This is a genomic window from Shimia sp. (assembly GCF_049116215.1).
GTDB lineage: Bacteria > Pseudomonadota > Alphaproteobacteria > Rhodobacterales > Rhodobacteraceae > Shimia.
The window spans coordinates 256,173-270,537 of record NZ_JAGDZB010000001.1 but is presented as its reverse complement, the minus strand read 5'-3'; the positions used below and the strand labels follow the sequence as shown (position 1 = coordinate 270,537).

General features: G+C 57.2%; 13 protein-coding genes and 1 pseudogene. 9 read left to right on the top strand and 5 right to left on the bottom strand.

Features of this window, described 5'->3' with window-relative positions:
* Positions 1-8: 8 nt before the first annotated feature.
* Both dnaE and JXR15_RS01325 read right to left on the bottom strand, forming a co-directional pair.
* A complete protein-coding gene (dnaE, locus tag JXR15_RS01330) occupies positions 9-3,527 on the bottom strand; it encodes a DNA polymerase III subunit alpha (protein ID WP_422051444.1) in 3,519 nt (1,172 codons plus the stop codon).
* 136 nt (positions 3,528-3,663) lie between these two features.
* Positions 3,664-3,858 carry a SlyX family protein gene (locus JXR15_RS01325; RefSeq protein ID WP_299423783.1) on the bottom strand — a complete coding sequence of 65 codons (195 nt, stop codon included), beginning with the start codon at positions 3,856-3,858 and terminating at the stop codon, positions 3,664-3,666.
* Positions 3,859-3,956: 98 nt separating this feature from the next.
* Between JXR15_RS01325 and JXR15_RS01320 the strand changes: the two genes are divergently transcribed.
* The 3 genes from JXR15_RS01320 (at position 3,957) to JXR15_RS01310 (ending at position 7,038) form a co-directional block, all read left to right on the top strand.
* A complete protein-coding gene (locus JXR15_RS01320; protein WP_422051443.1) occupies positions 3,957-4,415 on the top strand; it encodes an enoyl-CoA hydratase-related protein in 459 nt (152 codons plus the stop codon).
* Positions 4,406-4,771 carry an enoyl-CoA hydratase-related protein gene (locus JXR15_RS01315; protein ID WP_422051442.1) on the top strand — a complete coding sequence of 122 codons (366 nt, stop codon included), beginning with the start codon at positions 4,406-4,408 and terminating at the stop codon, positions 4,769-4,771. Before JXR15_RS01320 ends, JXR15_RS01315 begins: the two co-directional genes overlap by 10 nt.
* Positions 4,772-5,010: 239 nt before the next feature.
* Positions 5,011-7,038, top strand: coding sequence for an FAD-dependent oxidoreductase (locus JXR15_RS01310; RefSeq protein ID WP_422051441.1), 2,028 nt, complete (start codon positions 5,011-5,013; stop codon positions 7,036-7,038).
* A 127-nt stretch (positions 7,039-7,165) separates the two neighbouring features.
* On the opposite strand, the gene JXR15_RS01305 is transcribed toward JXR15_RS01310, so the two are convergent.
* The gene (locus JXR15_RS01305; RefSeq protein WP_299423790.1) at positions 7,166-8,071 is read right to left on the bottom strand and encodes a LysR family transcriptional regulator; all 906 of its coding nucleotides are present in this window, start codon (positions 8,069-8,071) and stop codon (positions 7,166-7,168) included.
* A 153-nt stretch (positions 8,072-8,224) separates the two neighbouring features.
* The gene (locus JXR15_RS01300; protein WP_422051440.1) at positions 8,225-8,530 is read right to left on the bottom strand and encodes an IclR family transcriptional regulator domain-containing protein; all 306 of its coding nucleotides are present in this window, start codon (positions 8,528-8,530) and stop codon (positions 8,225-8,227) included.
* Between JXR15_RS01300 and hisD the strand changes: the two are divergent.
* A pseudogene (gene hisD, locus JXR15_RS01295) lies at positions 8,529-9,802 on the top strand (histidinol dehydrogenase); the annotation flags it as partial. The gene JXR15_RS01300 and the pseudogene hisD overlap by 2 nt on opposite strands.
* On the opposite strand, the gene cls reads toward hisD, so the two are convergent.
* On the bottom strand, positions 9,774-11,180 hold the full coding sequence (cls, locus tag JXR15_RS01290; protein ID WP_422051439.1) for a cardiolipin synthase: 1,407 nt from the start codon (positions 11,178-11,180) through the stop codon (positions 9,774-9,776). The pseudogene hisD and the gene cls sit on opposite strands and share 29 nt — an antisense overlap.
* Positions 11,181-11,499: 319 nt before the next feature.
* On the opposite strand from cls, the gene rpsJ reads away from it, so the two are divergent.
* The 5 genes from rpsJ to JXR15_RS01265 all read left to right on the top strand — a co-directional run bounded on the left by rpsJ (position 11,500) and on the right by JXR15_RS01265 (position 14,255).
* On the top strand, positions 11,500-11,808 hold the full coding sequence (gene rpsJ / locus JXR15_RS01285) for a 30S ribosomal protein S10 (RefSeq protein WP_044028221.1): 309 nt from the start codon (positions 11,500-11,502) through the stop codon (positions 11,806-11,808).
* A 12-nt stretch (positions 11,809-11,820) separates the two neighbouring features.
* Complete coding sequence (rplC, locus tag JXR15_RS01280) at positions 11,821-12,546, top strand: 50S ribosomal protein L3 (protein WP_422051438.1); 726 nt, start codon at positions 11,821-11,823, stop codon at positions 12,544-12,546.
* Positions 12,543-13,160, top strand: coding sequence for a 50S ribosomal protein L4 (rplD, locus tag JXR15_RS01275; RefSeq protein ID WP_299423801.1), 618 nt, complete (start codon positions 12,543-12,545; stop codon positions 13,158-13,160). The genes rplC and rplD overlap by 4 nt, the downstream gene beginning before the upstream one ends.
* Positions 13,157-13,453, top strand: coding sequence for a 50S ribosomal protein L23 (locus JXR15_RS01270; RefSeq protein WP_164644437.1), 297 nt, complete (start codon positions 13,157-13,159; stop codon positions 13,451-13,453). The genes rplD and JXR15_RS01270 overlap by 4 nt, the downstream gene beginning before the upstream one ends.
* Positions 13,454-13,580: 127 nt before the next feature.
* Positions 13,581-14,255: a sulfotransferase gene (locus JXR15_RS01265; protein ID WP_422051437.1), complete on the top strand. Its 675-nt coding sequence runs from the start codon at positions 13,581-13,583 to the stop codon at positions 14,253-14,255.
* The last annotated feature ends 110 nt before the right edge of the window (positions 14,256-14,365 follow it).

The following is a 14,365-nucleotide window of genomic DNA, read 5'->3' as shown; positions in this document are numbered from 1 at the left end:
CCCCGTCCCTAGATTTCTTCCACCGCCATCACGCCGTCGACAGACTTCAGCGCGCTTTTGATCTGCGGGTTCACCGGGAAGCCAGCCCCCGCATCAATCTCCACCTCGCCGGGCAGTTCCATGTTGGTCAGGCAGAACCAGATCGGCCCTTTGGGCATGTTCTTCATGGTCTCTTTTGCGCCCTCAAGGATATTGGCCACCGGCCCGACCGCGCTGGCGTCATCCAAGTAGATCTTCAGCCCCGAGTTGCCTGCATCCGCAACAATGGTCTCCACCGGCGTCATGCTCTGCGCCAGCAGCTTCAGCTGATCACTCTCCATCTCCGCCTTCACGGTCACCACCACCTTGGAGCCGGTCTCCAGATGCTCGCGGCATTTCTCCAACGTGTCAGAGAAGATCGTGACCTCATACGCCCCCGTTGGGTCGCTGAGTTGCGCAAAAGCAAAACGGTTGCCCCGCGCCGACTTCCGCTCCTGCCGCCCGGACACCCGCCCGGCCAGCTTGGCAATACACGGCCCACCCCGCGCCTTGTCGGTCAGCTCATCCAGCGTCATCACGTTCTTACGTTTGAGCGGTGCCATGAAGTCTTCAAGTGGGTGACCCGACAGGAAGAAGCCAATCGCCTTCGCTTCCTCATCCAGCCGCTCCGCCTGCAACCAATCCCCTGCCGGTGATAGCCGCGGCTCCGGCAAGTCATCCCCGGCTTCGCCAAACAGCGACACCTGATTGGAGCTCTTCTGCTCATGGATTGCTGCGGAGTAGTTCACCAGCCCATCCAGGCTCTCCATCACCCGCCGCCGGTTTCCGTCCAGCTGATCAAATGCCCCGGACCGCGCCAGCATTTCCAAAGGCCGCTTGCCAACCTTTTTCAGATCCACCCGCCGTGCCATATCAAACAGCGTCGCAAACGGCTTGTCCACGCCATCCACCTTGCGCCCATCCGTCACCAGCCTCATCGCTTCCAGGCCAACGTTCTTCAACGCCCCCAGCGCATAGACCAGCGCGCCATCGACCACTTTAAATGTCGCATCCGAGCGGTTCACGCAGGGTGGCACATAGGGCAACTTCAGTGCCTTTTTCACCTCTTCGAAGTACACCGCCAGCTTGTCTGTCAGGTGAATATCGCAGTTCATCACACCGGCCATGAACTCCACAGGATGGTTCGCCTTCAGCCACGCGGTCTGGTAACTCACCACCGCATAGGCTGCCGCGTGCGATTTGTTAAAGCCGTAGTTCGCAAACTTCTCCAGAAGGTCAAACACCTCGCTGGCTTTCTTCGCTGGCACCCCGTTTTCTGCCGCGCCTTTTTCAAACTTCGGACGCTCAGCGTCCATCGCCTCTTTGATCTTCTTACCCATCGCCCGGCGCAACAGGTCCGCGCCGCCAAGCGAGTAACCCGCCATGACCTGCGCAATCTGCATCACCTGTTCCTGATACACGATGATGCCCTGGGTCTCTTCCAGAATGTGGTCGATCAACGGGTGCACAGACTCGATTTCCTTGAGCCCGTTCTTGACCTCACAATAGGTCGGAATGTTCTCCATTGGACCCGGACGATAGAGCGCCACAAGCGCAACAATATCCTCGATACAGTTGGGCTTCATACGCTTCAGCGCGTCCATCATGCCGGTGGATTCCACCTGGAACACCGCCACAGTTTTGGCCGCTGAATACAGCTTATAGGTTGGCTCATCATCCAGTGGAATGGCGTTGATCTGGTTCTCCGCCCCTTCTGCTGGCTCATACAGCTGGGTGCCATCCGCCGCGACATGCAATGGGCGGTCTGAGCTGTGGATCTGCTCAATCGCGTTCTGAATGACGGTCAGGGTTTTCAGGCCCAAGAAGTCAAACTTCACCAGCCCCGCCTGTTCCACCCATTTCATGTTGAACTGGGTTGCGGGCATGTCGGAACGTGGATCCTGATAGAGCGGCACCAACGCGTCCAGTGGCCGGTCGCCAATCACAACCCCCGCCGCGTGGGTCGATGCGTTCCGCAACAATCCCTCAACTTGCTGGCCGTAGGTCAGTAGCCGGTCCACGACCTCTTCGTTCTTGGCTTCCTCACGCAATCGCGGTTCTTCTTTCAAAGAATCCGCAATCGACATCGGCTTCACGCCTTCCACAGGGATCAGCTTTGAAAGTCGGTCCACTTGGCCATATGGCATCTGCAACACCCGGCCGATGTCACGCACGGCAGCTTTGGACAGGAGCGCGCCAAAGGTGATGATCTGCCCCACCTTATCGCGGCCGTATTTTTGCTGCACAAATTTGATCACCTCTTCCCGGCGATCCATGCAAAAGTCGATGTCAAAGTCAGGCATCGACACCCGTTCCGGGTTGAGGAAGCGCTCAAATAGCAGGGAATAGCGCAGCGGATCCAAGTCGGTGATGGTCAGCGCATAAGCCACCAGCGAGCCCGCCCCGGACCCCCGTCCCGGTCCCACCGGAATGCCATTGTCTTTGCCCCATTGGATAAAGTCGGCAACGATAAGGAAGTAGCCAGGGAACCCCATGCCCTCAATGATGCCGAGCTCAAAATCCAACCGCTCCTGATATTCTTCCACTGAGCAGGCGTGCGGGATCACGGCAAGACGCGCCTGCAGACCCTCGTTGGCAATCCGGCGCAGTTCGGCCACCTCGTCATCGGCAAACTTCGGCAGGATGGGATCGCGCAAATAGGTGGCAAAGGCGCAGCGCTTGGCAATCTCAACCGTGTTCTCAATCGCCTCCGGCAGATCCGCAAACAGCGTGATCATCTCTTCTTGCGATTTGAAGTAATGTTGCGGTGTCAGGCGGCGCCGCCCGTCCTGCTGATCGACATAGGCGCCCTCGGAAATACAGATCAGCGCATCATGCGCCTCATACATATCCGTGGTTGGGAAGTAGACGTCATTGGTCGCCACCACTGGCAGATCCATGGCATAAGCCATTTCAATAAACCCACGCTCGGTGCGCCGTTCCGCTTCGGGCAAGCCGTTTTCGCCAGGGTGGCGTTGCAATTCCACATACAGCCGGTCACCAAAAATCTCTTTAAGGCGTGTCATCATCGCTTGCGCAGCGTCGTGCTGCCCGTCCCGCATCATCCGCCCCATCGGCCCGTCCGGCCCGCCGGTCAAACAGATCAATCCGGCGGAGCGCTCCGCCAGCTCGTCCAGCGTCACCTGTGGCACCTGCCCGCCGTTGTCCACATAAAGACAAGACGACAGTTTCATCAGGTTCTCATAACCTTCTTCACGCTGCGACAGCAGCACAATTGGGGCCGGTTTTGGCGGGAGTGTACGGCCGGATGGGTCGTCATGCGGCATCTGCATGTCAACTTGACAGCCAACAATCGGCTGAATGCCCGCGCCTTGAGCGGTCACGGAAAATTCCAACGCCGCAAACAAGCTGTTGGTGTCGGTGATCGCCACCGCTGGCATGCCCATATCGGCACACATGCCGGGCAGCTTTTTACAGCGCACCGCCCCTTCAAGCAGAGAGTATTCGGTGTGGGTGCGGAGGTGGATGAATCGAGGCGCGTTTGTCATCTCGACAAGCTATCTCAGCCGCTATGGGGAGGGAACTGCTCTCGGCTTCATTTGGCCAAAAATATCCCGGGGTGGGCACATCGCAGATGTGGCAGGGGCAGCGCCCCTCATGTGACTTCGCGCCCGCCACAATGCGTCAATAATGCGGTGGTCGTTCGTCGCCCATCACAACCCCGCCGCCGCCGTCTTTCTCACGGCCGGCTTCCCGTTCCATCAACATCTGGACACGCCGGGTCAAAAGCGCAATTTCGGTGTCCTGGCGGGCGACAACGTCACTCAACTCATCGACGGTGCGTGTCAGGTGGGCGATTTTTTCTTCAAGCTGTTCCATAGGGGCGGCATAGGCTGTTGCAGCTGGGTGGGTCAAGCGACGCGGCGTTTTTCTTGCCTGTTTCCGCTCTGCGGAGAGAGTGGAGGCGGAGGTACCCTATGACAGTTTTGGTTCAGACAAGAGGTCGGGTGCGCATCGTGAGCATCACCCGGCCAGAGGTGCGCAATGCGGTAGATCCCCAAACCGCCCATGCGTTGTTTGAGGCCTTTGTGGCGTTTGAAACGGATATGTCCGTTGACGTGGCAATCCTGACCGGCGGCCAAACGGTTTTCTGCGCCGGGTTTGACTTGAAAGCCGCTGCGGGCGATCTCGGCGACAACTGGCAAAACACCGTGGCAATCGCGGACAGCTGGCAAAACGCGCAGGCCCAGCCCATTCTGGGCCCGATGGGCCCTTCACGTCTGATGTTGTCCAAGCCCGTGATTGCCGCGGTGGAAGGCCACGCCGTGGCGGGCGGGTTAGAACTGGCCGCTTGGTGTGACATGCGTGTGACATGCGTGTGGCGTCGAGGTCTTCGGTGTTTGGGGTGTTCTGTCGGCGTTGGGGTGTGCCCCTGATTGACGGCGGCACGGTGCGCCTGCCACGCATCCTTGGCCAAGGCCGTGCAAACGATCTCATTTTGACAGGGCGTCCTGTGTCCGGAGAGGAGGCCTTTCACATCGGCTTGGTGGATCGCCTCTGTCCCGAAGGTCACGCGATGGAAGAGGCTTTGATCTTGGCTGAAAGCCTGACGCGTTTTCCGCAAGCGTGTCTACGAGCGGACTTTCTGTCTGCCCGGCCAACCGGCGCCGAACTGGCCGGTGCATTGCGTCGGGAATGGGCGTCGTTTGAGGCCTTCGCGGCCGAGGGCCAAAAAGGGGCGGCGCGCTTTGCGGCGGGCAAAGGACGAGGCGGCGGGTTTTCGGACATCTGACATGGGCCGTAACGGCTGCGCACCTTGTGGTAAGACATGGTCGGGACACAAGCACCCGCACCACCGCAAAACAGTCGAGATACCGACGTAATACCGATGTCAAAAAGGAAGGTTAGTCGGCCAAAACCGACGCAACGGCACGTGGTCCGCCAAGCTGGTTTGACGCCGCGTCGGGCGTGACAAAAGCTCTGCTTTACGTTTTGGTCAACTCAACTGAGGAGGCACCTTTGGAGGCACCTATGACCCAATATCCGCACATGCTCGCCCCGCTTGACCTGGGCTTTACCACCTTGAAAAACCGCGTCCTTATGGGCTCCATGCACACTGGTCTTGAGGAAACCAAAGACTGGAATCGTGTGGCCGAATTCTACGGCGAACGCGCCCGCGGCGGCGTGGCTTTGATTGTCACCGGCGGCATGGCCCCCTCCCGCGAAGGCGGCGTGTTTCCCGGTGCAGCCGGTCTCTTCACCGACGAAGACATTGCCAATCACAAAATCGTCACCGACCGTGTCCACGAAGGTGGTGGCAAGATTGCCATGCAGATTTTGCACGCTGGCCGCTATGCCTATGGACCGGAGTGTGTGTCTTCCTCAGCAGTCAAATCACCCATCTCACCGTTCCCACCAAAAGAATTGGACGAAGAGGGAATTGAAAAACAAATTCAAGACTTTGTCACTGCCACAGTTCGCGCCCACGAGGCCGGATACGACGGCGTAGAGATCATGGGCTCGGAAGGCTACTTCCTCAATCAGTTCATTGTCACCCACGTGAACAAACGCACGGACCGCTGGGGCGGCTCTTATGAAAACCGCATCCGCCTGCCCATCGAAGTGGTGCGCCGCTGCCGCGAGGCTGTGGGCGAGGACTTCATCATCATCTACCGCCTCTCGATGATTGATCTAGTGCCCAATGGATCCACCCATGAAGAGGTGGTGCAACTGGCGCAAGAGGTCGAAAAAGCCGGTGCCACCATCATCAACACCGGCATCGGTTGGCACGAAGCCCGCATTCCCACCATCGCCACGTCAGTCCCGCGCCGCGCCTTTGCCTGGGTGACAAAAAAGCTGATGGGCAAGGTCGGTATCCCGGTGATCACTTCCAACCGCATCAACACGCCAGACGTGGCCGAAGAGGTGCTGGCCGAAGGTTGCGCCGACATGGTTTCAATGGCACGCCCTTTTTTGGCGGACGCTGACTTTGTGAACAAAGCTGCCAACGGCAATGCAAACCAAATCGCCCCATGTATCGGCTGCAACCAAGCCTGTCTCGACCACACCTTTGGCGGCAAGCTCACGTCTTGCCTGGTGAACCCACGCGCCTGCCATGAAACCGAACTGGCCATCCCAACCGTTGAAATTGCAAAGAAAATTGCGGTTGTTGGTGCGGGGCCAGCGGGTCTTTCCGCTGCTATGACAGCAGCACAGCGCGGCCACAAGGTCACTTTGATTGATCGCGCCGACAAGCTTGGCGGTCAGCTAAATGTCGCCAAGCAAATCCCAGGTAAAGAAGAATTCTGGGGCTTGGTAGATTGGTACGAAGCCATGGTGGCGGAGCTCGACATCGAGGTGCAGCTCAACACCGAAGCCACCGCCAACACTTTGGCTGGCTTCGATGACGTCATCATCGCCACAGGCATCCTTCCCCGTGATCCCGGTATTCCGGGGCAGGATCGTCCTGAAGTGCTGTCCTACCTCGATGTGGTGCGTGACAAGAAGCCGGTTGGAGAAAAGGTTGCCGTGATTGGAGCAGGCGGCATTGGATTTGATGTCTCGGAGTTTCTTGTGCACGAAGGCGAAAGTTTGACCGAAAACCTGCCAGAGTGGATGGAAGAATGGGGTGTGTCTGACCCCGCAGAGCACCGTGGTGGCCTTGCTCCAGAGGGGCCACAACCACACGCGCCTGCACGCCAAGTGACGTTGATGCAACGCAAGGCCAAAGCACTAGGCAAAGGCTTGGGTAAGACAACTGGCTGGATCCACCGCGCTGCGTTGAAAATGAAAAACGTCGAGATGCTTGGCGGTGTGAACTACGAGAAGATCGACGACGATGGACTGCACATCTCTTTTGGAGTGACCCGTGAAAGCCCGCGTGTCTTGGATGTCGACAATGTGGTGATCTGTGCCGGTCAACTAAGCGATCGCAGCCTCGCCGATGCCTTGGAGGCTGAAGGTGTGTCGTGTCACGTGATCGGTGGTGCAGATGTTGCCGCCGAATTGGACGCCAAACGTGCGATCAATCAAGGTACCCGCCTTGCGGCATCGCTCTGAAGCAGTGTCATAGAGCATTTGAAGGGGCGCCACCGGCGCCCTTTTTGCTATCCGCAAAAAAGAAGGCCCGGACAAATTTGCCGGGCCAAGGTGCTTTCTCATAGAAAGCCAGGGGAAAATTCGAAACTCACCAATCGGTGGGGCCTTTTTCAGCAAAGGCGTGCACCAGGAAGTCGATGAAGGCGCGGACCTTCGGCTGTGTGAACCGTCCGGGCGGGTAAACCGCATAGATGCCTTGTGTCTCCACTGGCAGGTCAGGAATGGCTTCTTCCACCAAACCCTGCTCCAGCGCGTCGGCATAGAGGAAGCTTGGCAGGTAAGCGATGCCAAGGCCTGCTTGCGCGGCGTTCAGCAAGGATTGCCCATCATTCACCGACAGCCAGCCTGCCGTGCGCACCTGGCGCTTCTCACCGGATGGGGCGGTCAGCTTCCACACCGCGCCGTTGGATTGGCTCGAGTAATGCAGCAGTTTATGGTGGTTCAGATCGTCAATCTTCTCCGGGCGGCCGTATTTCTCAAAATACGCTGGAGAGGCAATCATACGTTTGGTGGTCTCGGTCAGCTTGCGGGCCCGCAGAGTGCTATCTTCCAGCTCGCCAATGCGAATGGCCATGTCAAAGCCTTCAGAAATCAACTCCACATAGCGGTTGTTCAGCACCATATTTACGGTGATGTCTGGGAACTCGCTCAAGAAATCGCCTAAAACCGGCGACAGGTGGTTCACGCCAAAATCCGTTGCCACTGAGATGCGCAGCAACCCAGACGGGGCGGATTGCATGGATGTGACCAGCGCGTCTGCTTCACCCGCGTCGTTGAGAACGCGGCGGGCACGGTCGTAGTAGGCGAGGCCAATTTCCGTTGGAGACACGCGGCGTGTCGTGCGGTTGAGCAAACGTGCGCCCAAGCGGGCCTCAAGCGAGGACACATGTTTGGAAACGGCAGATTTGGAGATGCCCATCTTGCGTGCGGCATCTGTAAATCCACCCTGATCCACCACAGTGGCGAATGCTTCCATTTCGGTCAGGCGATCCATGTTTTGATCCTCTAATGTCTTCCTTGGAGACAAGATATGCCGGTGAAATCGGGCAGGAAGAGGGCAGAGGCCGGACAATGTTGAGGTTTTGGTGGGATCGTTTTTGTCCTGGAAACGGGGAAACGAAGTGTTTCTCAGTGCCACCGGTCCGTTTTAGGAGGGGACGTTTGCGTCAAACAATGCGTCGCCAAGCCGCCGGGCGGACTCTTTTAGGAACCCGACTTGTGCGATGGAATCGGTTATGGTCATGCGCGGTGTAGGCCCATGATAGGCCAGCGCCGCAATAAACCGGCCCCGCGCGTCGTTCACGGGCACTGCAATGGCAACCATGCCTGTCATGAACTCTTCACGGTCCAGGGCAAAGCCGTCGCGCGCAATCTGCGCCAACTCGTCCAGCAGTCCCTCGCTTGTGACATGGGTGACCTCCGTCCGTGCCTTCAAGGTGAGCGCGGTAACCATCTTGGCCGATATAGAACGCGGGGGAGATGCGGAGGCGCCGGCCTATACGTCCAAGTTCGACCGGTACGCTGGGCCAACGCGCGTGACGTAAGAGATCATTGCGCAGGCCGTTGCGCAGGTGCCGCAGAAGCTGAAGGACGACATCAATTTTGCCCATGACAACGTCCGCCGTTTTGCCGAATTGCAAAAGGCCACGGTGCAAGATTTTGAGGCCGAACTCCAGCCGGGGTTTGTCACCGGCCAAAAGTCTATCCCAGTGGATGCCGCTGGCTGTTACATTCCTGGTGGCCGCTACAGCCATTTCTCCAGCGCAATCATGACAGTCACCACCGCCAAAGTCGCCGGCTGCCAGCCCATCACCGCGTGTTCTCCGCCACATCCGGAAACCGGCGTCGCGCCCGCCATCCTCTATTCGGCGCTTGTGAGTGGCGCGGATAGGATTCTTGCTATGGGGGGCGTGCAGGCCATCGCGTCCATGACCTTTGGTCTGTTTGGTCTGCCCAAGGCGCACATCCTGGTGGGGCCGGGTAACCAATATGTTGCACAGGCGAAGCGTCAGCTGTTCGGGCGGGTCGGTATTGATATGGTAGCTGGCCCGACCGATAGTTTGATTTTGGCAGATGAAACCGCTGATCCCTTTATTGTTGCGACGGATTTGGTGAGCCAAGCAGAACATGGGTACAACTCCCCGGTTTGGTTAGTCACAAACTGCCGGACTTTGGCGCGAGGCGTGCTTGCCGCAGTGCCAAACTTGATTGCAGAACTGCCGGAGTTGAACCGGAAGAACGCCGAAGCGGCATGGCGTGACTATGCTGAGATCATATTATGTAATAATCGAGACGAAATGGCCGCCACCTCAGGCGAGTATGCGCCGGAGCACCTATCGGTACAGGCCGCCGACCCAGATTGGTGGTTGTAGCGGCTGACAGTGTATGGGTCTCTTTTCTTGGGGAGGAAACCACCGTGGCTTATGGGGACAAAGCTGCTGGAACCAATCACGTTCTGCCAACTTCCCGCGCCGCGCGTTACACCGGAGGTCTCTCTGTACATAAGTACATGAGAGTTGTCACTTGGTAGCGTGCCACCCGCGATGGGTCTAAAGCCGTTGCGCAGGCCACAGCTCGAATTTCTCGATTGGAGGGGATGGAAGGACATGCGCGATCGGCGGATGCCCGATTGGCCAGGTATTTCCCCGCAGAGCGTTTTGATCTGTCTGCAGTGGCTAACGCCAGTGTAAAAGGGATCACAACAAAGGAGAAAAAAGGCGTGTGATTGGCGCGCCTATGCGGATGGCTAGAGGCTGTTCTGACAGAGGTTTGTCCAAACGGAATGATCGGGCAAAGTCGGTTTTGAACATGTCTTCGAGATCGTCTGCCGCGCGTGAGTCAAACACAACCGCCATGGTTTCGAAGTTCAGAATGAAAGATCGCGTGTCCATATTTGTGGTGCCAACAGCGGCGAGACTGTCATCCACCAAAACGGCTTTTTGATGCATGAAGCCGTCGGTGTAACGCCAGATTTGTGCGCCTGCCTCCCGGACCTCATCAAAATACGCAAATGCTGCCAACCAAACAACTTTGTGGTCGATGTTGTCGGGCACAAGGATCCGAACATCCACCCCCTTGAGTGCCGCATGCTTGATTGCAGTGAGGATATCCATGTCTGGCACAAAGTAAGGGGATGCAATCCAAACGCGTTCTTTTGCGTTGGCCAAAGCGGAGAAGAAGAACAGGGCGCCGGTTTCCTGAGTGTCACCCGGCCCGGTTGGCACGATAAGCCCTGGCATGTCTTCTTCTGCCATCCCGCTTTGCCAGTTGAGAGTGGGAAGCAGGTTCTCATCAGTGGTCCAGTGCCAGTCTTCGGCAAAGATCAATTGAAGCTGGCTCACCACTGGTCCCTTGAGGCGAACATGTGTGTCCCGCCAGGCACCGAACCTTGGGCTGCGCCCCAGATACTCGTCCCCAACATTGAGCCCGCCAGTGAAAGCTGTCGTCCCGTCAACAACGACAGTTTTACGGTGGTTGCGAAAGTTGAGCTGAAACCGGTTTTTGGGCACGCGCATTTGGGAAGGCTCGACGATCTCAACGCCCGCGTCCCGCAAGGTTTGCCGATAGTCATGACGCAATCTATGGCTGCCAACCGGATCGTAGAGCACCCGTACCGTCACACCGCGCTGGGCTGCGGCTACCAAGTGTCGTTGCAAGCCCCTACCCAGACCGTCGTCGTGAATGATATAAAATTGTACCAGGACATATGTTTCTGCCGCATCAATGGCGGCAAAGATCGCGTCAAAAGTCTCTTCTCCGTCAATGAGCAACTCCATTGCGTTGCCGCGTGTGACGGGAAGGTCAGAGATCGCCTCTAGGGCCTTTGTTGGGAATGCTGGGGTAGTTTGGGGCCGAAGGGCTTCTCGAACCTCCTTTATGCGCTCAATCACTTCTTCGCTGTCCCGCCGGCCGGTGACATAGTGGGCAAACTTGTGGTGGCCAAGAAACGCATATGCGGGCACCGAAATATAGGGTGCAGCGATCAAAAAGATTGCCCAGCCAACAGCGCCTTGAGACGTGCGTGAATGTTGAATGGCGCGCCAAGCCATGATCACGGCGGTGACTTCGAGCAGGACAAAGAAGATTGCCAGAAATGTGGCCATTTCGGTCTCCGTAGCAGGCGGGTCACTGACCAAGTTGCGTAATGTTTAAAACCCTAGCCCACGCCGAATGCTTGTGCCAACACAGATCCCGTTCACGTATTAAGGGGGAGGTTTAATGGGTTGCGGGAAGCGGGCTAGACGACCCCAATATGCGCTTAAGATGCCAAAACGCTTGCCAGCCTAAAAAAACGACTGTAAAGGGCGCTGGTTCCTTACTGGAATCTTGAGGCGGGGTGATTCCCGCCTTTTGGGTTCGATGAGGGTTTGCGGTGGTCGCGGATCCTCCTCTCAACTCCAACGCCTATACAAGGCTGACGAAATGCAAAGTCAAAACATTCGCATTCGGCTGAAGGCTTTTGATTACCGTGTCCTGGATGCCAGCACACAGGAAATCGTGAACACTGCAAAGCGCACCGGCGCGCAGGTTCGTGGCCCGATCCCACTTCCCAACAAGATTGAGAAGTTCACCGTTCTGCGTGGTCCACACGTAGACAAAAAATCCCGCGATCAGTTCGAGATCCGTACGCACAAGCGTCTTCTCGACATCGTAGATCCGACCCCGCAGACCGTAGACGCGCTGATGAAGCTCGATCTGGCGGCCGGCGTGGACGTCCAGATCTCTGTATAAGGAGAGTATCTGATGCGTTCTGGTATTATCGCGAAGAAAGTGGGCATGACCCGCTTGTTCCTGGAAGACGGCAAACAGATTCCTGTGACCGTGCTTTCCCTCGACGGCCTTCAGGTTGTTGCTCAGCGCACCGAAGAGAAAGACGGCTACACAGCTGTTCAACTCGGCGCTGGTACAGCCAAGGCCAAACGCACCTCCAAAGCCATGCGTGGCCACTTCGCAGCAGCGAAAGTGGAACCAAAGCGTAAGCTGGTTGAGTTCCGCGTTCCATCTGAAGGCCTGATCGAAGTGGGCGCGGAAATCTCCGCTGAGCACTTCCTTGAAGGTCAGAAAGTGGACGTTGCGGGCACTTCAATCGGTAAAGGTTTTGCCGGTGCCATGAAGCGCCACAACTTCGGCGGTCTGCGCGCGACACACGGTGTCTCGATCAGCCACCGTTCCCACGGCTCGACTGGTCAATGTCAGGATCCCGGCAAGGTTTTCAAAGGCAAAAAAATGGCCGGCCACATGGGTGCCGTACGTGTGACCACGCAGAACCTGGAAGTTGTCAAAACTGACGCCGACCGCGGTCTTCTGTTCATCAAAGGTGCCGTTCCTGGCTCCAAAGGTGGTTGGGTCTCCGTTAAGGACGCCGTGAAGAAGAAAGCTCCTGAAGGTCTGCCTTTCCCGGCAGCCGTAAAAGCAGCAGCAACTGAAGCTCCGGCTGAAGAAGCACCTGCGGAAGGTGGTGAAGCATGAAACTTGACGTGATCAAACTCGACGGCTCCAAAGCCGGTTCGGTTGAACTGTCCGAAGATCTGTTCGGTCAGGAGCCACGTGCGGACATCCTGCACCGTGTGGTTCGTTGGCAGCGTAACAACGCACAGGCCGGCACCCACAAGGTGAAGACACGCTCCGAGACTTCCTACTCCACCAAAAAGATCTATCGCCAAAAAGGCACCGGCGGCGCACGCCACGGTGACCGTAACGCGCCGATCTTCCGCGGTGGTGGTATCTACAAAGGTCCAGTTGTGCGTTCGCACGGCCACGACCTGCCAAAGAAGTTCCGCAAGCTGGGTCTGAAGCACGCTCTGTCCGCGAAAGCGAAAGCAGGTGAGCTGGTTGTGATCGAAGACGCCGCATCCGAGGGCAAGACTGCCGCTCTGGCCAAGCAGGTTAAGAACCTGGGCTGGAAACGTGCTCTGGTCATCGACGGCGCATCCGTGAACGAAGACTTCCTGAAAGCATCGCGCAACATCGAAGGTCTGGATATCTTGCCTACGATGGGTGCGAACGTTTATGACATCCTCAAGCGTGACACTCTGGTGATCACCAAAGCGGGGATCGAAGCACTGGAGGCTCGCCTGAAATGAGCGCTAAAGCAGAACACTACGATGTGATCCGCGCGCCGGTCATCACCGAGAAATCCACCATGGCGTCCGAGAACGGCGCAGTGGTTTTCGAAGTGGCGATCGACAGCAACAAACCACAGATCAAAGAAGCTGTTGAAGCGCTCTTTGGTGTGAAGGTCAAAGCGGTCAACACCACCATCACCAAGGGTAAAGTCAAACGTTTCCGCGGCCAGCTTGGCAAGCGTAAAGACGTGAAAAAGGCTTACGTGACCTTGGAAGAAGGCAACACAATCGACGTGTCCACCGGACTCTAAGATTTGCCTGAAAATTTGGGGCCGTCCGAGAAATCGGGCGGCCCTTTTTCTTTTTTGTTGAGATTTTTGTGCATCAGCTTACTTGTGGGGCGGTGCAGGTCATATTTGAAACCAGCAGGGTCATGCCGTGTATTCACACACAATCTCTTTTCGAGACAACGAGGCGTCGCGCACCAGTAAGCAGCGCACGTTTCTGATTTTTGGTGTCAACCGAGGGGGCACAACCGCAACTGCGGGTGCCATTCGTCGGCTGGGAGTTTTCTTAGGCGATGACATTGGTGGCAACCTGGAAGACAGGCTGTTTCGCAAGCGCTTCGGACTGGATGCCATTCGCGCGACCGTGGCGGATCGCAACGCAAACTTCGGTATTTGGGGCTGGAAGCACCCGCATCCCCACCAATACATTGATGATCTGCTCCCGGATCTTCGCAATCCACGTCTGATCCTTGTGACCCGCGATCTGACGGCCAATACGTTGGGTGTGTCGTCTTGGGACCGTGAAGAGGTTGATAAAGGCCTTGCCCTGTATTTGGCGCAGACACGCAAAAATGTTGAGTTGATCCAGCGCGCCGATTGCCCGGTCCTGTTGGTGAGCTATGAAAAGCTCCTGGTGAAGCCTGAGCTCGTACTGCGAGACATTTCTCATTTTTGCGGGCTGACACCATCGGCGTCGAAACTCGCACATGCGGCGGACTTCATTCAGCCCGGTGCTTACCAACCTGGCGAAGCTCAAGAGCTGACGCTCAAAGAAAAACTGCGCCACCGCGGCAGCCGGATTAAGCGGGCCGTTTTGCGGCGCTAGCATAGCCTCCCTAGCTGTTGACGGGATTGCAAAGACAGATCGACCTCATCAGCACCTGAGAATAATTCACCACTCGCAATGACCTGCGCCACATCTCTTCATTGGGCTGT

What these genes read in the sequence shown, in the direction of transcription:
- JXR15_RS01310 (WP_422051441.1), top strand. Translation starts at nt 5,011, where the DNA reads ATGACCCAATATCCGCACATGCTCGCCCCGCTTGACCTGGGCTTTACC.
- JXR15_RS01270 (WP_164644437.1), top strand. Translation starts at nt 13,157, where the DNA reads ATGAGCGCTAAAGCAGAACACTACGATGTGATCCGCGCGCCGGTCATC.
- dnaE (WP_422051444.1), bottom strand. Translation starts at nt 3,527, where the DNA reads ATGACAAACGCGCCTCGATTCATCCACCTCCGCACCCACACCGAATAC.
- JXR15_RS01325 (WP_299423783.1), bottom strand. Translation starts at nt 3,858, where the DNA reads ATGGAACAGCTTGAAGAAAAAATCGCCCACCTGACACGCACCGTCGAT.
- rplC (WP_422051438.1), top strand. Translation starts at nt 11,821, where the DNA reads ATGCGTTCTGGTATTATCGCGAAGAAAGTGGGCATGACCCGCTTGTTC.
- JXR15_RS01300 (WP_422051440.1), bottom strand. Translation starts at nt 8,530, where the DNA reads ATGGTTACCGCGCTCACCTTGAAGGCACGGACGGAGGTCACCCATGTC.
- rpsJ (WP_044028221.1), top strand. Translation starts at nt 11,500, where the DNA reads ATGCAAAGTCAAAACATTCGCATTCGGCTGAAGGCTTTTGATTACCGT.
- JXR15_RS01305 (WP_299423790.1), bottom strand. Translation starts at nt 8,071, where the DNA reads ATGGATCGCCTGACCGAAATGGAAGCATTCGCCACTGTGGTGGATCAG.
- JXR15_RS01320 (WP_422051443.1), top strand. Translation starts at nt 3,957, where the DNA reads ATGACAGTTTTGGTTCAGACAAGAGGTCGGGTGCGCATCGTGAGCATC.
- rplD (WP_299423801.1), top strand. Translation starts at nt 12,543, where the DNA reads ATGAAACTTGACGTGATCAAACTCGACGGCTCCAAAGCCGGTTCGGTT.
- cls (WP_422051439.1), bottom strand. Translation starts at nt 11,180, where the DNA reads ATGGCCACATTTCTGGCAATCTTCTTTGTCCTGCTCGAAGTCACCGCC.